Source organism: Desertibaculum subflavum, assembly GCA_003576705.1.
Classification (GTDB): domain Bacteria; phylum Pseudomonadota; class Alphaproteobacteria; order Ferrovibrionales; family Ferrovibrionaceae; genus Desertibaculum; species Desertibaculum subflavum.
On sequence record QOZS01000008.1, the window covers coordinates 16,642 to 38,064 of the forward strand.

Here is a 21,423-nt window from a genome sequence, read left to right on the forward strand (position 1 = left end):
ATCACGTCATGGAGACTAATCCTCACGCCTTCGGGCGCCGGATCGGCGAGTTGCTTGACCGCATCGCCCGGGTCGCTCGCGAGGCACAGTTCTCCGACGGGTTAAACCCGGCGCAATGGGAAGCGTTGCGTTACCTCGCGCGCGCGAACCGATATTCGCGTTCGCCGGGCTCGCTCGCCGAGTATCTCGGCTGCACGAAAGGCACGGTTTCCCAGACACTTATCGCCTTGGAGCAAAAGGGCTACGTGATCCGCGAGCGCGACCCGGTCGACCGCCGGGGCATGCGGCTCGAACTCAGCGAGGCCGGCCGCGCGGCGGTGGAGCGCGACCCGATCCTGGCCCTGGAGCGGGCCGCCGAAGGCCTGGACGACGACGTCCGCGGGCCGCTGGTCAAAGGGCTGAGCCGGCTGCTCTACGACCTGCAGACCGAACGCGGCATCCGCCGCTTCGGCGTCTGCCACGATTGCGCCCTGCATTGCTGCGATGGCCACGAGGCGCATCCGGCCGGCGCCAACCATTGCGGCGCCACCGGCGAGGAAATCCAGTCGGGCGAAGAGCAGCGCATCTGCGCCAACTTCGCCACCGCGGCGGAGTAGCGACCGCTCCGGCGCTATCTCGACTTCTTCTCCAAGCCTTCCCGCGCCAGCGCAACCGCTTCGCGCAGTGTCTCGTCGTCGCCGATGTGGTTGGCGAGGAGGAGGATGAGGCGGGCTTTCAGCTGGTCGGCGGCGGCGGCCGGCAGCCCCTCCTGTGCCGTGATCAGCGCTTCGTAGAAGCCGTCCGGGTCGGTCAGGTTCGGATCGGTGCGGAGCTTGGCCATGGGTCTCAGTATCCGAGGGCGCGATCGCGCGCCGATTTCACCGCATCCGCGTCGAACCGGCGCCAGCGTGCGGCAACGTGCTGATCGGGCCGCAGCAGATAGCAGGTGCCCGGCTGCGCGGCGAAGGCATCGTGCAGGCGCCCGTCCGGGTCGGCGAGGCTCTGCGGCGCACCCTGGCTTCGCGCCGCGCCGCGCGTCACCAGGATCGGCTCGATGTCATCGTCGAGTTCGACGAGAGCAGCCGGGGCCGGCGCGCCGTCGGCGAAGCATAGAAGCTGGAACCGGCGGCCCAGGCTGTCGAGCAGGTGCGATCCCGTTGCCGCGGGCGCCGGCAGGTTGGGGCAGGGGCCGCCCACCGCCACGCCCCCGGCGAAGCCGCCATCGCCGCCGTTCAGCGGCGAGCGGCGGTGGATCGTCGCCGTCGACAGCCGGCCGCTGTTCACCAGCGCCCGTGCGAAAGGATGCTCGCCGGCGAGATCCAGCACCGCGTCACGGAACACGCGCTCGGCCGCCGTCTTCGGCGTCAGGAATCGCGTCGAGCGGCTGGTCAGCAGAATGTTCTCGTCGGCCGCCTCGCCGCGCTCCGCATCGTAGCTGTCGAGCAGCCGGTCCGGCGCCTTGCCCCGGATCACATAGGCGAGCTTCCAGGCCAGGTTCTCGGCGTCCTGGATGCCGGAATTGCCGCCGCGTGCGCCGAACGGGGAGACCTGATGCGCCGCGTCGCCGGCGAACAGCACGCGGCCATGGCGCAGACGCTCCAGCCGCCGCCCCTGGAAGGTGTAGATGCTGACCCATTCGACCGTCATTGGATGCGGGCCCAGCATCTTCTGCGCCCGCGCGATCACCCGCGCCGGGTCCTTCTCCGCCTCGCGGTCGATATCGGCCCCGAGCTGGAAATCGACCCGCCACATGTCGTCGCCCTGCTTGTGGCAGAGCGCGGTGTCGCCGGGATGGAAGCTCGGGTGGAACCAGAAGCGTCGGTCGGCATTCGGCAGCGCCGCATGCACCTTGAGGTCGGCGATCAGGAAGCAATCCTCGAAGGTGCTGCCGTCGAACTTCAGGCCGAGCGCGCGGCGGGCCGCGCTGCGCGTGCCGTCGGCGGCGACCAGCCAGTCCGCCTCGGCGCGGTAACGCCCCGCCGGCGTCTCCACCTCGACGGCGACGCAATCGTTGCCAGGCGCCACATCGACGACCTTGCTCTGCCAGCGATGGTCGATCAGCGGCTGACGCGCCACCGCATCGACCAGGAACTCCTCGGTGTAGTACTGCTGCAGATTGACGAAGGCGGGGAACTTCTCGCCCGCCACGGCCTGCAGGTCGAAGTGATAGATCTCGCGGTCGCCGTGGAACAGGCGGCCGGTATGCCAGGTGTAGCCCCTGGCGCGGACCTGCTCGGCGACGCCGTGGCGGTCCAGGATCTCGAGCGTGCGCTTCGACCAGCAGAGGCCGCGGCTGCCTTCGGAGACCGTGTCGCCGTCCTCCAGCACGACCGACGGCACGCCATAGGCGGCGAGCTCGAGCGCGGTGGTCAGGCCGACAGGCCCGCCGCCGACGATGATCGCCTTGTGCCGAACCGTCTCGTCCCGTGCCTCCGGGCACGGCTGCCAGCCGTGGTGCTTGTATTGGTAGCTCATCCCACCCCTCGCCATCCTCCCCCGGGGCAGGGACAGGCTAGCCCGCCGCGGCGGGCTCGGGAACCACCGTGCCCTGCAGGCGATACGAATTGCCGCGGAACAAGGCGATGGTCTTGCCGGCGGGGTCGGTCACCCGGACGTCGTAGACGCCGGTCCGGCCAGCCTGATGGCGCTCCTCCGCGACGGCGACCAGCCGATCGCCCTTGCGGCCCGGCGCGCAGAAGGTGATCTGCGCCGTCTGCGCCACCGCGACCTGGTTGTAGGAATTGCAGGCATAGGCCAGCGCCGTATCGGCCAGGGTGAAGATCATGCCGCCGTGGCACATGTCGTGGCCGTTGACCATGTCGGGCCGGACCGTCATGGCGAGGCGCGAGGTGCCCGGCCCGACGGTCTCGATGACGATGCCGAGCGCCTGCGCGGCGAAGTCGCGCGCGTACATCGCCTCGGCGACCGCTTCGGCCAGCTTCTGTGCCGCCGCCATGGCTCAGCGGCCCTGGAAGCGGGCGGGGCGCTTCTGCAAGAAGGCGGCGACGCCTTCGGCGAAGTCCTGGGTGCGGCCGGCGATGCGCTGGGCGTCGCGCTCGACATCGAGCTGGGTCGCGAGATCGTTCGACCATGACTGGTCGAGCGCCCGGCGGATCAGCGCGAGGCCCTTGGTCGGCCCGTTCGCCAGTTTCTTCGCGACGGCGCCGGCCTCGGCCATCAGCGCGGCGTCGTCCACCACCTTCCAGATCAGGCCCCAGTCGAGCGCCGTCTCGGCCGAGATCTTCTCGCCGAGAAGCGCGAGGCCGGCGGCGCGGGCGCGGCCGGCGAGGCGCGGCAGGAAGTAGGTCGAGCCCGCATCGGGCACCAGGCCGATATTGCAGAAGGCCTGCAGGAAGCTCGCCGATTTCGCGGCGATCACGATGTCGCAGGCGAGCGCGAGCGACATACCGGCGCCGGCGCAGGGCCCGTTGACCGCCGCGACCAGCGGCATCTCCAGCCCGCGCAGCGACAGGATCAGGGGGTTGTAGTTCTGCTCCAGCGACAGGCCGAGATCCGGCGCGCCGCCATCGTTCGACGGCTGGCGGTCGCTCAGGTCGGCGCCGGCGCAGAAGCCGCGGCCGGCGCCGGTGATGACGAGGCAGCGTGCCGTGCCCGGCGCGCGGATCTGCTCCAGCGCCGCGCGCAGCTCCTCGTGCATCTTGCTGGTGAAGGCGTTGAGCCGGTCCGGCCTGTTCAACGTCAGGGTCGCCACCTGGTCGGCGATGGCGAGGGTGATGGTCTCGAAGCTCATTGGCCTGCGCTTCCTCTCCCGAACTTCCTTGGCGAAGTCTCTACGCGCCCGCGCCCTCGTCCAGCGCGGCCTGCGACACGACGCGATTGCGGCCCTGGCGCTTGGCGAGATAGAGGGCCTCGTCGGCGCGGGCGATCAGGTCGGTGATCGCCTCGCCGGTCTCGAAGCGCGCGGCGCCGACCGAGATGGTGACGGCGCCGACCTCCTCGCCGGTCGAGCGGCGGATCAGGCGGCGGGTGGCGATGGTCTGGCGCAGCCGCTCGGCCACCTGCACCGCATTGCCGAGGCCGCAGGCCGGCAGCAATACGGCGAATTCCTCGCCGCCATAGCGGGCGACGACATCGCCTTCCTTGGTGCCGTCGCGCAGGCAGCGGGCGACCAGCTTCAGCACCTGGTCGCCGAACTGGTGGCCGTAGCTGTCGTTGAACTGCTTGAAGTTGTCGATATCGGCGATCAGCAGGCAGAGCGCGGCGTCGGTCTCCATTGCCTCCGCGGTGGCGCGCAGCAGGCCTTCGTCGAACGCCTTGCGGTTGGCGAGGCCGGTCAGCGGATCGGTATTCGCCTCCTTGCGCACGTCGTCGAGACTGCGCTTCAACCGGTCGACCTGTTCGGCCGAGCTCTTGAGATTCTTCTCCAAGACGGCATTCCGCTCGATCGCCGTCTGGGTCTCGATCAGCAGGCGGCGGACCACCCCCTGCAGCCGCTCCGGGCTGGCGGCATCGCGCGTCACCTCGCCGGTGATGTTGACCAGGGCGCGGCCATAGGTCTTGGCCTCGGCGCCGGCATCGCCGACCAGGGTCTGCACTTCCCGCACCGTCTCGCCGAGGCCCTCGCTGACCTGGCGCAGCGCGCTGTCCTGCGCCGTGTTGCCGAAGAATCGCTCGTGCAACTCCTCGTTCAGGACGGAGGTGAATTCCCGCTGCTTGGCCAGCAGCAAGTCGATCGCCTTGTTCAGCTCGGCTTTGCTGCCGACGAAATATTCGTACCAGACAGCGAAGTTCTCGGGCGTCGAGGGGATCTTCAGCTCCGCCATGCGCATCAGGGCCGAACGCGTGAATGTCTCGGCTTGTTCGACCCCGTGTTGACGCGTCACCGGCAACCTCTTGCACTCGCTTGCGGCCGGACACTAGGCCGGCAGGGCGGCGCCCTGCAAGGGTCAGACCCCAAGATAGCGCTGCTGCAGGGCCGGATCGGCGGCCAGCGCCGCCGGCTGGCCGGACCAGACGATGCGACCCTTCTCCACGATATAATGCCGGTCGGCGATGCGGTTGAGGGCGGCCAGGTTCTTGTCGATCACCAGGATCGACTGGCCGGCCTGTTTCAGGCTCTCCAGGCAGCGCCAGATCTCGCGCCGGATCAGCGGCGCGAGGCCTTCCGTCGCCTCGTCGAGGATCAGCAGCATCGGGTTGGTCAGCAGGGCGCGGGCAATGGCCAGCATCTGCTGCTCGCCGCCGGAAAGCTGGCTGCCCATCTGATGGGCACGTTCGGCGAGACGCGGGAAAAGCTGTTCGACCCGGTCCTGCGACCACCGGGAATGCCCGGCGCCGCGCTCGACCGCCGTTGCCACCAGGTTCTCGCGCACCGTGAGGTTGGGGAAGATCTGCCGGCCCTCCGGCACCAGGCCGATGCCGGCCTGCGCCACGCGATAGGCCGGCAGGCCGCGGATCTCCTGTCCGCGCAGACGGATCGAGCCGGCGGCAGGCGGCGTGAGGCCCATGATCGAGCGCACGGTGGTGGTCTTGCCCATGCCGTTCCGGCCCATCAGCGTGACCACCTCGCCCTCGCCGATCGCGAGCGAGATGCCGTGCAGCACCTTGCTCTGGCCGTAGGCGGTCTCGATGCCTCCCACGGTGAGCAGCGGGCTGGCCATCAATGCGCCCCGTCGTCGTGGCCGAGATAGGCCTCGCGCACATCCGGATGGCGGCGGATCTCGTCTGCCGTGCCGCTGGCGATGGCCCGGCCATAGACCAGCACGGTGATGCGGTCGGCGAGGGCGAAGACGGCATCCATGTCGTGCTCCACCAGCAGCATGCCGACCTGGCCCTTCAGGCCACGCAGGATCTCGACCATGCGCGCCGATTCCTCGGGCCCCATGCCGGCCATCGGCTCGTCCCGCAGCAGGAGGCGCGGGCGCGTCGCCAGCGCCATGGCGATTTCGAGCTGGCGGTGCTCGCCATGGCTGAGCGCGCCGGCCGGCATACCGGCGCGCTCCGCGAGGCCGATCTGCGCCAGGATGTCGCCCGCCGGCCCGGTGAGCGCGGGATCGCGCCGCGCATTGCGCCAGAACCGGAAGGAATGGCCGAGCCGCGCCTGCACCGCCAGTGCGACGTTCTCGAGCACCGTGAAATCGCGCAGCACGGAGGTGATCTGGAACGAGCGTGCGAGGCCGAGCGCGCAGCGCCGGTGCACCGGCTCGGCGGTGATGTCGCGGCCGGTGAGGTGGATGCTGCCGGCGTCCGGGCGCAGCTCGCCGGCGACCTGGCCGATCAGAGTCGTCTTGCCGGCGCCGTTCGGGCCGATCAGCGCATGCACCTCCGCAGCGCCGACTTCGAGATCCAACTGGTCGGTCGCGACCAGGCCGCCGAAGCGCTTGATCAGGCCGTTGACCGCAAGGAGAGGGGCCTCAGCCACGGCCGCCTCCCGGGATCAGCCCGTCGATGCCGCGCCGGGCGAACAGCACGAGCAGCAGCAGCATCGGCCCGAACACGATCTGCCAGTACTCGGTATAGCTCGACAACACCTCTTCCAGCAGCAGGAACGCCACCATGCCCAGGACCGGCCCGAACAGACTGCCGAGGCCGCCCAGCACGACCGCGATGATCAGGTCGCCCGAGCGCGTCCAGTGCATCACGGCGGGGCTGATGAAATCGGCGCTGGTGGCGAGCAGCGCGCCGGCGAGGCCGCAGATCAGCGCGGAGATGACGAAGGCGGCGAGCCGGTAGCGGAAGGTCGGCAGGCCGATCGCGTTGGCGCGGCGGTCGTTCGACTTCGAGGCGCGGATCACCATACCGAAGCGCGAATTGGCGATCCGCCACACCGCGAACAGGGCGAGGCAGAGCAGAGCGAGAGCGAGATAATAGAAGCTGGGCTTGTGGCTCATGTTGATCAGGCCGGCGAAATCGCTCCGCGTGTAGATGGTGAGCCCGTCATCGCCGCCATATTCATAGAGTCCGACGCCGACATAATAGACCAGCTGAGCGAAGGCCAAGGTGATCATGATGAAGTAGACGCCGCGGGTGCGCAGGCAGATGGCGCCGACAAACAGCGCATAGAGGCCGGCGAACAGCATGGCGAGCGGCCATTGTACGAAACCGTTGGTGATGCCGTGATGCGCCAGGATGCCGACGGTATAGCCGCCGATGCCGACATAGACGGCGTGGCCGAAGCTGACCATGCCGCCGAAGCCCAGGATCAGGTTCAGCCCGACCGCGGCGAGGCTCAGGATCACGATACGGGTGAACAGGGTGATCAGGAACGGATAGGCGAAGACCTGCGCGAGCGTCGGCACCAGGGCAAGCCCGATCAGCAGCGCGCCGTAAACCACCGCCCGCGGGGTAAGGCGCATCTCACCCCCGCCGCGCGGGGAACAGGCCTTCCGGCCTGAGGAACAGGACGAGCGCCATCAGGAGATAGATCAGCATCGAGGCGAGGGCGGGGGCCAGCGTGTTGGCGGCCGGCGCCGACATGATGGCGCGTAGCAGCTCCGGCAGGAAGGCGCGGCCCATGGTGTCGATCATGCCGACCAGCAGCGCCGCCACGAAAGCGCCGCGGATCGATCCGATGCCGCCGATCACGATGACGACGAAGGCGACGATCAGGATGCTCTCGCCCATGCCGATCTGCGCCGTGGTGATCGGCGCCGCCATGATGCCGGCGAGCGCCGCGAAGGCGGCGCCGATCCCGAACACCAGGGTGTAGAGCAGGCGGATATCGACGCCGAGCGCCCCGATCATCTCGCGGTTGGAGGCGCCGGCGCGGATGCGCATGCCGAGCCGCGTCTTCGCCACCAGCCAATAGAGGAGGAAGGCGACCGCGCCGCCGACCAGAATCACGATCAGCCGGTAGATCGGGTAGTCGAGACCCGGCAGCAGCGGCACGGTACCGTTGAGCGCCGCCGGCAGCGGGATGGTGCGCCCGCCCGGGCCCCATACCAGGCGCACCAGCTCGTTGAAGAACAGGATCAGGCCGAAGGTCGCCAGCACCTGGTCGAGATGATCGCGGGAATAGAGGGTCGAAAGCGCCACGCGCTCCAGCACGATGCCGACCAGGAAGGCGGCCGGCAGTGCCAGCAGGGCGCCCAGCACGAAGCTGCCGGTCCAGTCGACGAAGGTCGCGGCGAAATAGGCGCCGATCATGTAGAGCGAACCATGCGCCAGGTTCACCAGATCCATGATCCCAAACACCAGCGTCAGCCCGGCCGCCAGCAGGAACAGCAGAAGGCCAAGCTGCACGCCGTTCAGGATCTGCTCGATCAGAAGGAGCATGCGTCAGCGCTATCGGGAGTCACAAAAACGGCGCGCAGGAGGGCTCCTGCGCGCCGGATATCCAGCAGGGCGATCACTTCATCGAGCACTTGGCGGCATAGCTGTCCTGGTGGTCGGTCAGGATCGGCGCCACCGTCTTCAGGGTGAGCATGCCCTGGGCATCCTTCACCACGGTCTGCTGGTAGAAGTTCTGGATCGGGAAGTGGTTGTTGCCGAACTTGAAGGCGCCGCGCACCGACTTGAAATCGGCCTTCTTGAGCGCCGCCCGCACCGCGTCCTTGTTCTTCAGATTGCCGCCGGTGGCGCGCACGGCGCTGTCGATCAGCATGATCGCGTCATAGCTCTGCGCGCCGTAGAACGAGGGATAGGTGCCGTGCTTCTTCTTGAAATCGGCGACGTATTTCTTGTTCGCCTCGTTCGGCAGGTCGTTGACCCAGCTTTGCGTGCCCGGCACGTCGAGCGCCAGGTCCTTCTGCAATGGCAGGGACAGGGCGTCGATAGTGTAGGTGGTGTAGAGCGGGATCTGGCCCTTCAAGCCGGCCTGTGCGTATTGCGTCAGGAACTGGACGCCGTGCGCGCCGGGAAAGAAAGTGAAGATGGCATCGGCGCCCGATGCCTTGGCCTTGGAGAGCTCGGCGGCGAAGTCGAGTTGGCCGGGCCACTTGGTCATATCCTCGCCGACCACCAGGCCCTTGAAGGTGCGCTTGACCCCGGCGACCATGTCGCGGCCGGCGGGATAGTTCGGCGCCACCACGTAGAGCTTCTTGATGCCGTCCTTGTTCAGCACCTCGCCCATCGCCATCGGCGTCTGGTCGTTCTGCCAGGAGGTGGAGAAGAACCAGGGTGAGCACAGCTCGCCGGCGATCTGCGAGGGGCCGGCATTGGCGCTGATCAGGAAGGTCTGGCTGTCGACGATCGGCTTGTAGGAGGCGAGCAGCACATTCGACCAGATGAAGCCGGCGATGAAATCGACCTTGTCGGCCTCGATCAGCTTTTCGGATTTCTGCTTGCCGACCTCGGGCTTGAAGCCGTCATCCTCGTAGATCATCTCGATGGCGAGATTGCCCATCTTGCCGCCGAGATGCTGGACCGCAAGCTCGACCGAATTCTTCATGTCGGCGCCGATCGCGGCCTGCGGGCCGGTATAAGTGCTGACGAAGCCGATCTTCACCTTGCCGGGCGCGCTGCCGCCCTGGGCCGCGGCCTCGGCCGCAAGCATGGCGAGCGCGGCCGTAAGGCCGATCATGGCTGCCTTCATTTTCGCCTCCCCTGAACCTGGCTTCGGCGATCGCCGGAGCGCTCCCTGCGTACCGGGCGGCAAGATAATGCATGTTGGGTATCCCAGCAAAGCCAAAGCTCGGCATAATGCAGCAGATTGAGCGGCCACGGCACGCGGCCGGACGGGAGAACTCGATGCGTATCGCCGTCGTCGGTGGCGGTCCGGGAGGCCTGTACTTCGCCTATCTCTGGAAGCGCCGGCATCCCAGCGACCATGTCGAACTGTTCGAGCTCGGTCCGGCCGACGCGACCTGGGGCTTCGGCGTCGTGTTCTCCGACGAAGCGCTCGAGTTCCTGCGCGCCGACGATGCGGAGACGGTGGACGCCATTGCGCCCCGCATGGAGCGGTGGAGCGGCATCACCCTCAATCTGAGCGGCGAGAGCGTGCTGATCGATGGGATCGGCTTCTCGGCGATCGGGCGCCTCGACCTGCTGCGCCTGCTACAGGAACGCGCCCGGTTGGTCGGCGCCAACTGCCGCTTCGAGACGCAAGTGCAGTCGGTCGACCAGCTTGCCGGCTACGACCTGATCGTGGCCGCCGATGGGCTGAATTCGCTGGTGCGGCGCAGCTTCGAGGGCGATTTCGGCACCTCGCTCTCCTACCTGAGCAACAAGTTCGCGTGGTACGGGACGACGAAGCGCTTCGACACGCTGAGCCAGAGCTTTGTCGCGACCGGGCTCGGCAGCTTCAACGCGCATCATTATCGCTATGCGCCGGACATGAGCACCTTCCTGGTCGAATGCGACGTTGCGACCTGGAACCGCTATGGCTTCGGCGAGAAGTCGGTCGAGGAATCCAAGGCGATCTGCGAGCGCGTGTTCGCCGCGGCGCTGGACGGCCATCCGCTGATCTCCAACCGCTCGGTCTGGCGCAACTTCCCCTGGATCTGGAACGAGCGCTGGTCGTTCCGCAACATGGTGCTGATCGGCGACGCCCTGCACACCGCTCACTACTCCATCGGCTCGGGCACGCGGCTCGCGATCGAGGACGCCATCGCGCTCGCCCGGGCGCTCGAGGCACGGCCCGGCGATCTGCCCGCGGCGCTGCAGGCCTATGAGGCGGCCCGCAAGCCGGTCGTGCAGAAGCTCGTCGCCGCCTCGCGCCGCAGCGCCGAATGGTACGAGCGCTTCCCGGAGCACATGACGCTCGACCCGCTCGATTTCGCCCTCGGCTACATCACCCGTTCCGGCCGCATGGACCTGGCGAGGCTGGCGGCGATGTCGCCCGGATTCATTGCCCGCTATGCGAGCGTCAAGGGAACGAAGCCGGATCCAACGCAGGGAGCCTCACGATGACCATCGTCGATCCGGTTCCGCCCGATAGTCCCGGCACGCGCGAGATCAGTTTCTCCGTTCCCGAGCGCTACAATGCGAGCCGGATATTGTTCGACAATCTCGCGGCCGGCCGGGGCGGCAGGCGGGCGTTGATCGGGCCCGGCGGCACGCTGAGCTATGCCGAGCTCTGCGCCGAGGCGTGTCGCTGGGGAAACGGGTTTCGCGCGCTCGGCCTTGCGCGCGGCGACCGCATCCTGCTGTTCCTCGACGACACCCCGGCCTATCCGGCCGCGTTTTTCGGCGCCGTGCGTGCCGGCTTCGTGCCGCTGCTGATCAACACGCTGACGCCGCCGGATCTGCTGCAATTCTACCTCGCGGATTCCGGGGCAGCGGTCGCGGTGGCCGATGCGGAATTCACCGGAAGGTTTGATGCGACTGCCTGTGCCGGAACCGCGCTGCGGACTTTGATCGCCATCAACGGCCCGCCGGAGGCCAGCGCCGCGCCGTTGGTCATAACGGCAGAAGACTGGCTGCGCGGCTTGCCCGACGCGCTCGAGGAGGCCGACACACACCGCAACGACATGGCGTTCTGGATGTACTCGTCCGGCTCGACCGGCCGGCCGAAGGGCATCGTGCATCTGCAGCACGACATGGCCTATACCGAGGCCGCCTATGCGCGCCCCGTGCTGCAGCTGACCGGGAAGGACATCTGCTTCTCCGTGCCGAAGATGTTCTTCGCCTACGGTTTCGGCAATTCGGTCACCTTCCCGTTCGCGGTCGGCGCCACGGTCCTGCTGCTCGGCGGCCAGCCGCGGCCGGAGACGATCTTCCGGGCGATCGCCGACTACAGGCCGACCGTCTTCTTCGGGCTGCCGACGCTCTACACCGCGCTGACCAAGGCTGAGGACGCGGCGGCCTGCGATTTCGCCTCGCTCCGCCTCTGCATCTCGGCCGCCGAGACGCTGTCGGCCGAGGTGTTCAACGGGTGGAGGGAGTTGACCGGCCTGGAGATCGTCGAAGGCCTGGGTTCCACCGAGGTGCTGCACATTTACCTGTCGAACCGCCCTGACCGGAAGAAGCCGGGCGCCGCCGGCTTGCGGGTGCCGGGCTACGAGATCGCGCTGAAGGACAAGGACGGCCGCGCGGTCGCGCCCGGCGAGGATGGCATCCTCTGGGTGCGCGGCGATTCCAACACGCCGCTGTACTGGAACCGGTCCGACAAGACGGCGGAGACGATCCGCGACGGCGGGTGGATCTATACCGGCGACCGCTTCTCGCGCGACGCCGACGGCTTCTATTTCTTCCGCGGCCGCGCCGACGACCTGGTGAAGATCTCGGGCCAGTGGGTCTATCCGCTGGAGGTCGAGCTCTGCCTTGCCGATCATCCCGACGTGCTCGAATGCGCGGTGTTCGCGATGGAACTGCCGGACCGGCGCATGACCCTGAAGGCCGTGGCGGTGATGAAACGGGCGGATTTCGATCCTGACGCCACGACGAAGGCCTTGCAGGATTACGTCAAAGGCAGGCTGCTGCCCTACAAGTATCCGCGCGAGATCGAGTTCCGGCGGGAGCTGCCGAAGACCGGCACCGGCAAGATCGATCGCCAGGCATTGCTCAAGTCCGCCCAGGCGAAGCACGCGAGCTAGGGCCGTCCACGCGTGGCGGGGCCGGGGGCTGTGAAGTCGATCATCGCTGCCGGCGCCTCCCTTCCATAATGTCGGCCGGGTCTGCGGTCGGGCCAGAGCGGCACCGCTGCGGTATGGTGGTCGCGAGGCGTTGGGGGCATCGGAAGTGGTCAGGTGGTTGGCATTGGCATTTCTGCTGTGGGCGGGCGCGGCCGCCGCGGCAGAGCGGATCGGGCGGGTCGAGCATGTGGAGGTCTGGGCCACCGGCACGCCGGAGGGCGGCACGAGCCGGCCCAAGCATATCGGCAACGGCGTCGAGGCCCGCGAGACCGTCGCTACGGTCGAGAACGGCGCGCTGCATCTGATTTTTCTCGACCGGACCGAGCTTCGCCTCGGCTCGGCCGCCACCGTGGTGCTGGACAGCTACGTCTATGACCGCGCCCGCGGCGGCGAGGCGGTGCTGCGGGTGGCACGCGGCATCACTCGGTTCATCTCAGGCCGGCTCGGCACCGGCCAGCTCCGCGTGCGGACTCCTTCGGTCGAGATCGGCGTGCGCGGTACCGATTTCTCGGTCTGGGTCGAGGCCGACGGCCGCACCACCATCTGGGTCAACGAAGGGGCGATCAGCGTTCAGCCGCTGGCCGGCGGCGCGGCGGCGGATGTCGCCCAAGGCGAGACCGTGGCGGTGGCGGCCGGCGCGACGGCGGTGCAGCGCGCCGCGCCGCGCCCGCTCACCGACCGTGGCCTGTTGCCGGCGATCGAGCTGAACCAGGAGCGCGCCCGGCCCTAGACGGCGCTGCGCCAGCTGTGCCGCGGCCGATAGCCGAGCTCGCGCCGCGCCTTGTCGATGCCGAGCAGGGTATCGAACGGCCCGAGATCTTCGCGGACCGGCACGCCGGGATAGTGGCGCGCCATCAGGTCGCGGCTCGGCGTCGCCATCACGGTGTCGGCCGCGGCGATGATGAAATTCTCCGCGCCCGCGATCGACTGCTCAACCGCGAGCCGGCAGGCCTGGGCGACGTCGCGCGCGTCGACCCAGCTCCACAGGTTCCAGGCACGCGACGCCGGTTCGGCCTGGAAACCCGGGATCATCGCGTAGTCCTCGGGCTCGAAGATGTTGGAGATGCGGAGCCCCACGAAACTCACGCCGGGCTGCCAGCGATGCATCTCGCGCGCCGCCTGTTCGCAGAGCAGCTTGGCGAGGGCATAGCCGGTTTCCGGCCGCAGCGGGTGCGCCTCGTCGATCGGCGCGTAGGCCGGAGGGCTGCGGGTCAGCGGCAGGCCGAGCACGGTCTCGCTGGACGCCCAGACGACACGCCGGATGCCGAGGCGCAGCGCCGCGCTGAACACGTTGTAGGTGCTGATCAGGTTGTTCTGGAAGATGGTGGCATCGGGCGCGATGCCGGGCGCCGGAATACCGGCCAGATGGATCACCGCGTCGGTGGGGCCGAAGCCGGTCCTGCGCCGGTCGACGCTGCCGGGCAGCAGGCCGAGCGCGTCGATCGCCTGGCCGAGATCGGTCAGATCCGCCTTGAGATAGTGGCAGAGCGGCTCGCGCGGCGGCGCGATGTCGACATTGACCACCTTGTGGCCATAATCCAGCAGATCGCGGATCACCGCGCGCCCCGCCTTGCCGCTGCCGCCGGTGACGACGATGCTTGCCATGATCAGCCCTCGGGCCAGGAGAAGCGGATATTGTTGTTCGACAGGCCGTCGAGGACGACCTGGATGCCGCCCGACTTGATCATCCATTCGAGCCGGTGGTCGCGGTACTCGCGGCGATAGCTGCCGACGGCGAGCCGCTTATAGGCATCGCCCATGGCGTCGGCGGCGGCCTGGAACTCGGCGAAGGTTCGGGCGACCGAGGGGCGGTCGCGGATCCGCTCCAGCCAGCGAGCGAGCCTGGAGCCGGATGCCGGCGCGAGATCGAAATAGCGCGAGCGATTGAGATAGGGCGCGACCGCAAGGTCGGCCCAGCCGAAGGCGTCGCCGTTGAACCAGTCGCCGAGGCCGAGCTGGTCGGCGAGCCAGGCCTGGATGGCCGCGGTCTGCCGCGCCGCGGCGGCCGCCATGGTCTCGGCCAGCGCGCCCTCGGCGCGGCGGAAGAAGCGGATCTCGCCCAGGCCCCAGTTGATCGCCTCGTAATGGGTGTCGCAGATCTCCTCGATCATGCGCGCCTTGGCGCGCGCCGCCGGGCTGGCCGGCAGGAGCGGCGGCGTCGGCCACTTGTCCTCCAGATATTCCAGGATGACGGTGCTGTCGAAGATGCGGGTGTCGCCGTCGATCAGGGTCGGCACCTCGACCCGCGGATTGGCGGCGGCGAAGGGCGCCGTGGTGGTCGTGCCCGAGCCGAGCGCTTTCGGCAGCTCGACCGCGAAGTCGATGCCCTTCTCGCGCAGTGCGATCTTGACCTTCTGGACATAGGAGGAGAGGGGGTGCTCGTAGAGCAGCATGCGGGCTCCGCGATCGAGAGGGGACGGCCGGCCGATGCTGACGCGCCGATCGCCTCGGCAAAAGCATTTTCTGTGCCGTCGCCTGTCGCGGCACGGTTGGGCTAGCATCGCGGCATGACCAGACGCGCCTTGCTCGCCTATCCGTTCCTGCCCGCCTTCCGCGCCAAGCTCGAAGCTGTGTGCCCGGTGCTCGGCCCCTTCGACCCACGGGTCGGCTCCACCTTGAGTCCGGCGGAGGCGGCCGAGATCGGCGTGCTGGTCACGCTCGGCTCGCTGACAACGGACGGCGCGGTGATGGACCGGCTGCCGGGCCTCGGCCTCGTCTGCTGCTACGGCTCCGGCTACGAAGGTGTCGACATTGCCGAGGCGCGGCGCCGCGGCATCGCCGTCACCCACAGCCCCGGCGCCAATGCGGCCGCCGTCGCGGAGCAGGCGATGGCGCTGCTGCTGGCCTGCGTCCGCCGCACGGTCGAGGCCGACCGCATCGTGCGCACGACGGGCTGGAAGCGCGGCCCGGGCGGCGGGCTTGCGCCGGCGCGCGGGCTGGCGGGCCGCAAGCTGGGGGTCTTCGGGCTTGGCGCCATCGGCAGCTATATCGCCGCCTGCGCCGCGCCGTTCGGGCCGGAGATCGCCTATCACAACCGTGCGCCGCGGGCGGACGTGCCGTATCGCTATTTCCCGACGCTGCAGGCGCTGGCGGAGTGGGCCGATATCCTGATGGTCGCGGCGCGCGCCGATGCGAGCAACCGGCATGCGGTCAGCCGTGCGGTGATGCGGGCGCTCGGGCCCGAGGGCATCGTGGTCAATATCTCGCGCGGCAGCATCCTGGACGAGGCGGCGCTGATCGACCTGCTGCAGAAGGGCGAGCTCGGCGCCGCCGGCCTCGACGTGTTCGAGCACGAGCCGAACGTGCCGGACGCCCTGAAGCAATTGCCGCAGGCGGTGCTGACGCCGCATATCGGCGGCTCGACGGTGGGCGCGCAGGCGGCGATGCAGGACATGGTGGTCAGCAATGTCGCCGCCTTCCTGCGCGGCCAAAGGCCGCTGACGCCGGTGCCGGAGATGGCCGGCACGTGATCCCGGCGGCCGGGAAGATGGCGTGACTTCGGGCGGAACGCTCAGCGGCCCAGAGCGGCGGCGTATTGCTCCGGCTTGAAGCCGACCAGCAGAGGCCCGCCGAGATCGAGCACCGGGCGCTTGATCATCGAGGGCTGCGCGGCCATCAGGGTGATCGCCTTGGCCTCGTTGAGACCCTGCTTCTCCGCTTCCGGCAGGGCGCGAAAGGTGGTGCCGGCGCGGTTGAGCAGCACCTCCCAGCCGACCTGGCCGGCCCAGGATTTCAGCACGCCGCGCTCGATGCCGGCGGCCTTGTAGTCGTGGAAGGCATAGCCGATGCCGCGGCCGTCGAGCCAGGCGCGCGCCTTCTTCATCGTGTCGCAGTTCTTGATGCCGTAGATGGTAACGGTCTTCGGCACGCCTCGCTCCTGTTCCGATCCGGGCTCGCCTGGGACTCTGCACGGCCACAGCGTGAGCACAACCGATTCAGGTGCCGCCTCAGGGTCGCGTGAGCTGGTCGCGGGGCAAGGCCAGGAATCTTGCTTCACCACTATGGACGTTCACCAGCATGATCTGTCCGCCGTAGCTCACGGCGACGGTCTCACCGTCGGGTGAGAAGGCGAGATGCGGCTGATTGAGCCGCCCTTCGAGCGGGATCTCCCAGTAGAGCAGCCGCGACAGCGGATTCCAGAGTTTCAGCGATTCCTCCGACGCGGATGCCAGGAATGGTTGCTCGCCGGGCGCGAAGGCGACCGCTCGGACCGCGCTGCGATGCCCCTGGAACCGGCGTCGTTCCTTGCCGGAGCTCGCATTCCAGACCACGACCGCGTTGCCGGCGCCGCCCGCCAGCAGGCTGCCATCCGCGGAGAAGGAGAGCTCGGTCCGCGGCGCGCGCGGCGCCGGAATGAAGGCCGGATAGCTGTAGGGCCGCTGAACGGCCCAGCGAAATTCCAGCGTCCGCGCATCATAGACGGCGACACGGCCGCAGAGGTCGGAACCGGCGAGATGGTTGCCTGTCGAAGCCGCCGCCAGCGCGGTGATGCCGCAGATATTGCCCGGCGGGAATGGCGGGCGACCGAAGGTCCTCTCGAGCAGGTTTTCATACACGCGTTCGACTTTGTCGAGTGCGGTCCCGGTGCCGGCTGACATGATGAGGAAGGCGGCGCCGGCGGCACTCGTATCGATGGCCAGGCGATCGGCCTCGGCAAGAAAGACCAGGCTTTGCGTCAGCTGGCCTGCGATACGTCTGACGACGGCGCCTTTCTCGATGTTCCAGATCCGGATCGTCTGGTCGTTATAGCTGGCCGCCAGCCGAACGCCGTCGGGCGCGAAGGCGAGGGCATAGGGCGCCGCCGCGCCGTCTCTCAGTGCACGGAGATGCTGTCCCTCGCGCGGGTCCCAGATCCGCACCGCGCCGTCCCTTCCGGCGGCAGCGAGCAGGTCGCCTTGCGGGGCGAAGGCCAGCGCGACGACGGCAGCACCCGGCGGCACCGCGCGAACTTCCGGCGCTGGATCCGAACGGGCCGGCATGGCCGCTGCCCCGACAAAGACTGCCGCCAGAAGCATGGCAGGCCCGCGGCGGCGCCTGGGCCCGGGCCTTCGCTTGGGCCTGGGCAGCCACATCGTCCCGGCCGGTCAGTCCAGCGCCGCGATCACTTCGATCTCGATCAGGAAGTCGGGGTTCACCAGCGCGGTGACGCCGACCAGCGTGCTGGCCGGATAGGGGCCGTCGCCGAACACCTTGGCGCGGACGCCGCGCACCGCCGGTAGCTTGTCGGGCGTCAGGTTCACCACATAGGTGACCATCTTGAAGACCTTGGAGAAATCGGCGCCGACCGAGGCGAGCGCCGCCTTCAGGTTGGCAAAGACCTGCTCGGTCTGGGCCGCGAGGTCGCCCTTGCCGACGAGATTGCCGCCGGCATCGAGCGCGACCTGGCCGGAGATATGCGCCTGCCGGCCGGCGCCGACCACGGTGACATGGGTGTAGCCGGTCGGCTTCGCCATACCGGCGGGATTGCTGCGGTCGATGCTCATGGCCTTCTCCCTCTCTCAGATCTTGTAGCGGATGGTCACCTTGGCGGCGGCGGCGCGCGCGGCGGCGCGGGCCTGGTCGGTCGTGCCGTTCGGCATCAGCGCCAGCGCCACGCCCATGCGGCGATAGGGGCGGGTGGTCGGCTTGTTGAAGATGCGGAGGTCGAGATCGATGCCGGGTGCGGCGGGTGTGAGCGCCGCCGCGAGACCCTCGACGGTGAACTCGGTGGCGTCGCGGTCGGCCAGAATCACCGCGGAGGCGCTCGGGCCGTGCTGGGTGATGCTGGGGATCGGCAGGCCGAGGATGGCGCGGGCATGCAGGTCGAACTCGGTCAGGTTCTGCGAGATCAGGGTGACCATCCCGGTGTCGTGCGGCCGCGGCGACAGCTCGGAGAAGATCACCGCGTCGCCCTTGACGAAAAACTCGACGCCGTAGAGGCCATAGCCGCCGAGATTGTCCACCACCGCCTTGGCCTGGCGCTGTGCCTCGGCGATGGCGGCCGGCGCCATGGCGGTCGGCTGCCAGCTTTCCTGGTAGTCGCCGCGCTCCTGCCGGTGGCCGATCGGCGGGCAGAACACCACGCCGTCGCGGGTCCGGATCGTCAACAGCGTGATCTCGTAGTCGAAGGCGATGAAGCCCTCGACGATGACGCGGCTCCGGTCGCCCCGCATGCCGGCCACGGCGTAGTGCCAGGCCTTGTCGATCTCGCCCTCGGCCTTCACCGTGCTCTGGCCCTTGCCGGAGGAGGACATCACCGGCTTGACCACGCAGGGCAGGCCGATCTTCGCCACCGCGGCGCGCAACTCCTCCAGGCTCTCGGCATAGAGATATTTCGAGGTGGGCAGGCCGAGCTCGCCCGCCGCCACCTCGCGGATGCGGTCGCGGTTCATCGTCATCAGGGTGGCGCGCGCCGAGGGCACCACGTTCTGGCCGCGCTCTTCGTAGTCCTTCAGCACCTCGGTGCGGATCGCCTCCACCTCGGGCACGATGAAGTCCGGCTTGTGTTTGTCGATGGCGGCACTGAGCGCGGCGCCGTCCAGCATCGAGAACACTTCCGCCTCGTCGGCGACCTGCATCGCTGGCGCGCCGGCATAGGCATCGCAGGCGACGATATGGGCGCCGAGCCGCTTGGCCGAGATGACGAACTCGCGTCCGAGCTCGCCCGAGCCGAGCTGCAAAATCTTTGCGGTGGCGGCCATCGTGGTTCACGTCATCCGATTAATTACGGGGCAGTGGGGTCGCCCGGGCCGGCGTACTCTAATGTGGAATTCCCCGAATCACAGCCGGCTGTCGGCGGGTCGAATGTCTTATAAAGGGGGCCGATTGCGGAGGGGTCGACATGACGAACCCGATGTCGCTGGAGCGCTTCCCGCTCCATCTCGGCCTGGGAGCCAGGGTGGTGCCGCAGCCGGAATTCACCGGCATGGCCTGGTACCGCGCCTATGGCGAGCGCAATGCCGCCGATGGTGCCGAGGGCCGCCTCGTCTCGCTCTACACCTTCACGGAGAGCTGGACGAGCTGGGAGCGGCACCCGCTCGGCGACGAGGCAGTGATCTGCACCGCCGGCGAGATCACGCTGATCCAGGAGCTGCCGGAAGGTGTGCGAAAGATGACGCTCGGCACAGGGGACTACTCGATCAATCCGCGCGGCGTCTGGCATACGGCCGACATCTCCGGGCGCGCGACTGCGCTCTTCATTACAGCGGGCCTCGGCACCGAGCACCGCCCGCGCTGAACCGCCGCAGGGGGCAAGGGCCCGCCGGTGTTTGAACCGGCCCGCCCCTCCCGTGAAACCGATCAGCTGCGCGGATGGAGGCCCGGCGCTTCCTGGCCGGTTCGCGTCACGTACTCGGTGTAGCCGCCGGTGAACTGATGCACGCCGTCCGGGGTCAGCTCCAGCACCCGGTTGGAGAGCGCGGCGAGGAAATGGCGGTCATGCGATACGAACAGCATCGTACCCTCGAAATTCGCGAGCGCGGTGACCAGCATCTCCTTGGTCGCCATATCGAGGTGGTTGGTCGGTTCGTCGAGCACCAGGAAGTTCGGCGGGTCGAACAGCATCATGGCCATGACCAGCCGCGCCTTCTCGCCGCCGGACAGCACGCGGCAGGTCTTCTCCACATCGTCGCCGGAGAAGCCGAAGCAGCCGGCGAGCGTGCGGAGCACGCCTTGGCCGGCCTGCGGGAACGCCTTGTCGAGCGTTTCGAAGACCGTGTCGTCGCCATCCAGCTGGTCCATCGAGTGCTGCGCGAAATAGCCCATCTTCACGCTGCTGCCGAGGCTGACCGTGCCCTGGTCCGGCTTGGCATCGCCGGCCACCAGCTTCAGCAGGGTGGACTTGCCCGCGCCGTTGGCGCCCAGCACGCACCAGCGCTCCATGCGGCGCACCCGGAAATCGAGCCCGGCGTAGATCGAGTGGCTGCCGTATTTCTTGTGCACGTCCCTGAAGCTCGCCACGTCCTCGCCGGAACGCGGTGGACTGCGGAACTCGAACTGGACGGACTGGCGCCGCCGCGGCGGCTCGATCTTCTCGATCTTGTCCAGCTTCTTCACCCGGCTCTGCACCTGGGCGGCATGCGAGGCCCGCGCCTTGAAGCGTTCGATGAACTTGATCTCCTTGGCGAGCATCGCCTGCTGGCGCTCGAACTGCGCCTGGCGCTGCCGCTCGCTCAGCGCGCGCTGCTGCTCGTAGAAATCGAAATTGCCCGAATAGGTCGTGAGCGTGCCGCCGTCGATCTCCACGACCTTGCCGACGATGCGGTTCATGAACTCGCGATCATGCGAGGTCATCAACAGCGCGCCGTCATAATCTTTCAGGAAGGCTTCCAGCCAGATCAGGCTTTCGAGGTCGAGGTGGTTGCTCGGCTCGTCGAGCAGCATGCCGTCGGGCCGCATGAGCAGGATGCGGGCGAGCGCCACGCGCATCTTCCAGCCGCCCGACAGCAGGCCGACATCGCCGTCCATGCGTTCCTGGCTGAAGCTCAGGCCCGCGAGCACCTCGCGCGCCTTCGCTTCCAGCGCATAGCCATCGAGCTCCTGGAAGCGCGCCTGCACATCGCCGTAACGCTCGATCAGCGCTTCCATCTCATCGGCTCGATCCGGATCGACCATCGCGGCTTCGAGCCCCGCCATCTCGGCGGCCAGCGCGCTCACCGGCCCGACGCCGTCCATCACCGCCGCGACGGCGCTCTGGCCGGACATCTCGCCGACATCCTGGTTGAAGTAGCCGATCGTCATGCCGGTATCGATCGACACCTGGCCGTCGTCGGGCTTCTCCTCGCCGACGATCATTCGGAACAGCGTCGACTTGCCGGCGCCGTTCGGCCCGACCAGCCCCGCTTTCTCCCCCTTTTGCAGGCTCATCGACGCTTCGATGAAGAGGATCTGGTGGCCGTGCTGCTTGCTGACGTTGTCGAGGCGAATCATGAGGTCTGTGCGAACTAAAAATCGATTCCGGTAAGTGTGCCGTAGGGCGCGATCAGACTATCGA

General features: G+C 68.3%; 23 protein-coding genes. 6 read left to right on the forward strand and 17 right to left on the reverse strand.

The features are described from left to right. The first annotated feature begins 8 nt into the window (after nucleotides 1-8). Nucleotides 9-596 (forward strand): MarR family winged helix-turn-helix transcriptional regulator, encoded by a 588-nt coding sequence (locus DT074_RS28430; RefSeq protein ID WP_368744463.1) that lies wholly within the window; start codon nucleotides 9-11, stop codon nucleotides 594-596. A 14-nt stretch (nucleotides 597-610) separates the two neighbouring features. On the opposite strand, the gene DT074_RS05860 is transcribed toward DT074_RS28430, so the two are convergent. From DT074_RS05860 to DT074_RS05905, 10 genes are all read right to left on the reverse strand, one after another. After that, entirely contained in the window at nucleotides 611-820 is a 210-nt protein-coding gene (locus DT074_RS05860; RefSeq protein WP_119418890.1) for a DUF2783 domain-containing protein, read from the reverse strand. 5 nt (nucleotides 821-825) lie between these two features. Further along, complete coding sequence (locus DT074_RS05865) at nucleotides 826-2,454, reverse strand: FAD-dependent oxidoreductase (protein WP_368744464.1); 1,629 nt, start codon at nucleotides 2,452-2,454, stop codon at nucleotides 826-828. Nucleotides 2,455-2,491: 37 nt separating this feature from the next. Continuing rightward, a complete protein-coding gene (gene paaI / locus DT074_RS05870) occupies nucleotides 2,492-2,935 on the reverse strand; it encodes a hydroxyphenylacetyl-CoA thioesterase PaaI (protein WP_119418892.1) in 444 nt (147 codons plus the stop codon). A gap of 3 nt (nucleotides 2,936-2,938) precedes the next feature. Further along, a complete protein-coding gene (gene paaG / locus DT074_RS05875) occupies nucleotides 2,939-3,730 on the reverse strand; it encodes a 2-(1,2-epoxy-1,2-dihydrophenyl)acetyl-CoA isomerase PaaG (RefSeq protein ID WP_119418893.1) in 792 nt (263 codons plus the stop codon). A gap of 40 nt (nucleotides 3,731-3,770) precedes the next feature. Then, nucleotides 3,771-4,823 (reverse strand): GGDEF domain-containing protein, encoded by a 1,053-nt coding sequence (locus DT074_RS05880; RefSeq protein ID WP_162914658.1) that lies wholly within the window; start codon nucleotides 4,821-4,823, stop codon nucleotides 3,771-3,773. Nucleotides 4,824-4,886: 63 nt separating this feature from the next. Further along, nucleotides 4,887-5,600: an ABC transporter ATP-binding protein gene (locus tag DT074_RS05885; protein ID WP_119418895.1), complete on the reverse strand. Its 714-nt coding sequence runs from the start codon at nucleotides 5,598-5,600 to the stop codon at nucleotides 4,887-4,889. Then, nucleotides 5,600-6,361 (reverse strand): ABC transporter ATP-binding protein, encoded by a 762-nt coding sequence (locus DT074_RS05890; RefSeq protein WP_119418896.1) that lies wholly within the window; start codon nucleotides 6,359-6,361, stop codon nucleotides 5,600-5,602. Before DT074_RS05890 ends, DT074_RS05885 begins: the two co-directional genes overlap by 1 nt. Next, nucleotides 6,354-7,295, reverse strand: coding sequence for a branched-chain amino acid ABC transporter permease (locus tag DT074_RS05895; RefSeq protein WP_119418897.1), 942 nt, complete (start codon nucleotides 7,293-7,295; stop codon nucleotides 6,354-6,356). The genes DT074_RS05890 and DT074_RS05895 overlap by 8 nt, the downstream gene beginning before the upstream one ends. A 1-nt stretch (nucleotide 7,296) precedes the next feature. Continuing rightward, a complete protein-coding gene (locus tag DT074_RS05900) occupies nucleotides 7,297-8,214 on the reverse strand; it encodes a branched-chain amino acid ABC transporter permease (protein WP_119418898.1) in 918 nt (305 codons plus the stop codon). 73 nt (nucleotides 8,215-8,287) lie between these two features. Further along, nucleotides 8,288-9,472, reverse strand: a complete 1,185-nt coding sequence (locus tag DT074_RS05905; protein ID WP_368744466.1) for an ABC transporter substrate-binding protein — start codon at nucleotides 9,470-9,472, stop codon at nucleotides 8,288-8,290. 155 nt (nucleotides 9,473-9,627) lie between these two features. Between DT074_RS05905 and DT074_RS05910 the strand changes: the two genes are divergently transcribed. From DT074_RS05910 to DT074_RS05920, 3 genes are all read left to right on the forward strand, one after another. After that, entirely contained in the window at nucleotides 9,628-10,788 is a 1,161-nt protein-coding gene (locus DT074_RS05910) for an FAD-dependent monooxygenase (RefSeq protein WP_119418899.1), read from the forward strand. Beyond that, nucleotides 10,785-12,413 carry a benzoate-CoA ligase family protein gene (locus DT074_RS05915; RefSeq protein ID WP_119418900.1) on the forward strand — a complete coding sequence of 543 codons (1,629 nt, stop codon included), beginning with the start codon at nucleotides 10,785-10,787 and terminating at the stop codon, nucleotides 12,411-12,413. Before DT074_RS05910 ends, DT074_RS05915 begins: the two co-directional genes overlap by 4 nt. Before the next feature lie 163 nt (nucleotides 12,414-12,576). Continuing rightward, nucleotides 12,577-13,182, forward strand: coding sequence for a FecR family protein (locus DT074_RS05920; RefSeq protein WP_162914659.1), 606 nt, complete (start codon nucleotides 12,577-12,579; stop codon nucleotides 13,180-13,182). Here the strand turns inward: DT074_RS05920 and DT074_RS05925 are convergent. Both DT074_RS05925 and DT074_RS05930 read right to left on the reverse strand, forming a co-directional pair. After that, the gene (locus tag DT074_RS05925; protein ID WP_119418902.1) at nucleotides 13,179-14,057 is read right to left on the reverse strand and encodes an NAD-dependent epimerase/dehydratase family protein; all 879 of its coding nucleotides are present in this window, start codon (nucleotides 14,055-14,057) and stop codon (nucleotides 13,179-13,181) included. The genes DT074_RS05920 and DT074_RS05925 overlap by 4 nt on opposite strands. A gap of 2 nt (nucleotides 14,058-14,059) precedes the next feature. Continuing rightward, entirely contained in the window at nucleotides 14,060-14,845 is a 786-nt protein-coding gene (locus DT074_RS05930) for a glutathione S-transferase family protein (protein ID WP_119418903.1), read from the reverse strand. Between the two features lie 114 nt (nucleotides 14,846-14,959). Between DT074_RS05930 and DT074_RS05935 the strand changes: the two genes are divergently transcribed. Further along, entirely contained in the window at nucleotides 14,960-15,922 is a 963-nt protein-coding gene (locus tag DT074_RS05935) for an NAD(P)-dependent oxidoreductase (protein WP_119418904.1), read from the forward strand. Nucleotides 15,923-15,963: 41 nt separating this feature from the next. On the opposite strand, the gene DT074_RS05940 is transcribed toward DT074_RS05935, so the two are convergent. From DT074_RS05940 to purT, 4 genes are all read right to left on the reverse strand, one after another. Continuing rightward, nucleotides 15,964-16,320: an ArsC family reductase gene (locus DT074_RS05940; protein ID WP_119418905.1), complete on the reverse strand. Its 357-nt coding sequence runs from the start codon at nucleotides 16,318-16,320 to the stop codon at nucleotides 15,964-15,966. 79 nt (nucleotides 16,321-16,399) lie between these two features. Beyond that, complete coding sequence (locus tag DT074_RS05945) at nucleotides 16,400-17,431, reverse strand: WD40 repeat domain-containing protein (protein WP_162914660.1); 1,032 nt, start codon at nucleotides 17,429-17,431, stop codon at nucleotides 16,400-16,402. 105 nt (nucleotides 17,432-17,536) lie between these two features. Beyond that, on the reverse strand, nucleotides 17,537-17,935 hold the full coding sequence (locus DT074_RS05950; RefSeq protein WP_119418907.1) for a RidA family protein: 399 nt from the start codon (nucleotides 17,933-17,935) through the stop codon (nucleotides 17,537-17,539). 15 nt (nucleotides 17,936-17,950) lie between these two features. Then, complete coding sequence (gene purT / locus DT074_RS05955) at nucleotides 17,951-19,132, reverse strand: formate-dependent phosphoribosylglycinamide formyltransferase (protein WP_119418908.1); 1,182 nt, start codon at nucleotides 19,130-19,132, stop codon at nucleotides 17,951-17,953. Nucleotides 19,133-19,272: 140 nt separating this feature from the next. On the opposite strand from purT, the gene DT074_RS05960 reads away from it, so the two are divergent. Next, nucleotides 19,273-19,668 (forward strand): cupin domain-containing protein, encoded by a 396-nt coding sequence (locus DT074_RS05960; protein WP_119418909.1) that lies wholly within the window; start codon nucleotides 19,273-19,275, stop codon nucleotides 19,666-19,668. A 62-nt stretch (nucleotides 19,669-19,730) separates the two neighbouring features. On the opposite strand, the gene DT074_RS05965 is transcribed toward DT074_RS05960, so the two are convergent. After that, entirely contained in the window at nucleotides 19,731-21,359 is a 1,629-nt protein-coding gene (locus DT074_RS05965) for an ABC-F family ATP-binding cassette domain-containing protein (RefSeq protein ID WP_119418910.1), read from the reverse strand. Nucleotides 21,360-21,423: the final 64 nt, after the last annotated feature.

Excerpts from the sequence above, each read along its gene's own strand:
- DT074_RS28430 (WP_368744463.1), top strand. The coding sequence starts at position 9 with ATGGAGACTAATCCTCACGCCTTCGGGCGCCGGATCGGCGAGTTGCTT.
- DT074_RS05860 (WP_119418890.1), bottom strand. The coding sequence starts at position 820 with ATGGCCAAGCTCCGCACCGATCCGAACCTGACCGACCCGGACGGCTTC.
- DT074_RS05865 (WP_368744464.1), bottom strand. The coding sequence starts at position 2,454 with ATGAGCTACCAATACAAGCACCACGGCTGGCAGCCGTGCCCGGAGGCA.
- paaI (WP_119418892.1), bottom strand. The coding sequence starts at position 2,935 with ATGGCGGCGGCACAGAAGCTGGCCGAAGCGGTCGCCGAGGCGATGTAC.
- paaG (WP_119418893.1), bottom strand. The coding sequence starts at position 3,730 with ATGAGCTTCGAGACCATCACCCTCGCCATCGCCGACCAGGTGGCGACC.
- DT074_RS05885 (WP_119418895.1), bottom strand. The coding sequence starts at position 5,600 with ATGGCCAGCCCGCTGCTCACCGTGGGAGGCATCGAGACCGCCTACGGC.
- DT074_RS05895 (WP_119418897.1), bottom strand. The coding sequence starts at position 7,295 with ATGCGCCTTACCCCGCGGGCGGTGGTTTACGGCGCGCTGCTGATCGGG.
- DT074_RS05900 (WP_119418898.1), bottom strand. The coding sequence starts at position 8,214 with ATGCTCCTTCTGATCGAGCAGATCCTGAACGGCGTGCAGCTTGGCCTT.
- DT074_RS05905 (WP_368744466.1), bottom strand. The coding sequence starts at position 9,472 with ATGAAGGCAGCCATGATCGGCCTTACGGCCGCGCTCGCCATGCTTGCG.
- DT074_RS05910 (WP_119418899.1), top strand. The coding sequence starts at position 9,628 with ATGCGTATCGCCGTCGTCGGTGGCGGTCCGGGAGGCCTGTACTTCGCC.
- DT074_RS05915 (WP_119418900.1), top strand. The coding sequence starts at position 10,785 with ATGACCATCGTCGATCCGGTTCCGCCCGATAGTCCCGGCACGCGCGAG.
- DT074_RS05925 (WP_119418902.1), bottom strand. The coding sequence starts at position 14,057 with ATGGCAAGCATCGTCGTCACCGGCGGCAGCGGCAAGGCGGGGCGCGCG.
- DT074_RS05930 (WP_119418903.1), bottom strand. The coding sequence starts at position 14,845 with ATGCTGCTCTACGAGCACCCCCTCTCCTCCTATGTCCAGAAGGTCAAG.
- DT074_RS05935 (WP_119418904.1), top strand. The coding sequence starts at position 14,960 with ATGACCAGACGCGCCTTGCTCGCCTATCCGTTCCTGCCCGCCTTCCGC.
- DT074_RS05945 (WP_162914660.1), bottom strand. The coding sequence starts at position 17,431 with ATGCCGGCCCGTTCGGATCCAGCGCCGGAAGTTCGCGCGGTGCCGCCG.
- DT074_RS05950 (WP_119418907.1), bottom strand. The coding sequence starts at position 17,935 with ATGAGCATCGACCGCAGCAATCCCGCCGGTATGGCGAAGCCGACCGGC.
- purT (WP_119418908.1), bottom strand. The coding sequence starts at position 19,132 with ATGGCCGCCACCGCAAAGATTTTGCAGCTCGGCTCGGGCGAGCTCGGA.
- DT074_RS05960 (WP_119418909.1), top strand. The coding sequence starts at position 19,273 with ATGACGAACCCGATGTCGCTGGAGCGCTTCCCGCTCCATCTCGGCCTG.
- DT074_RS05965 (WP_119418910.1), bottom strand. The coding sequence starts at position 21,359 with ATGATTCGCCTCGACAACGTCAGCAAGCAGCACGGCCACCAGATCCTC.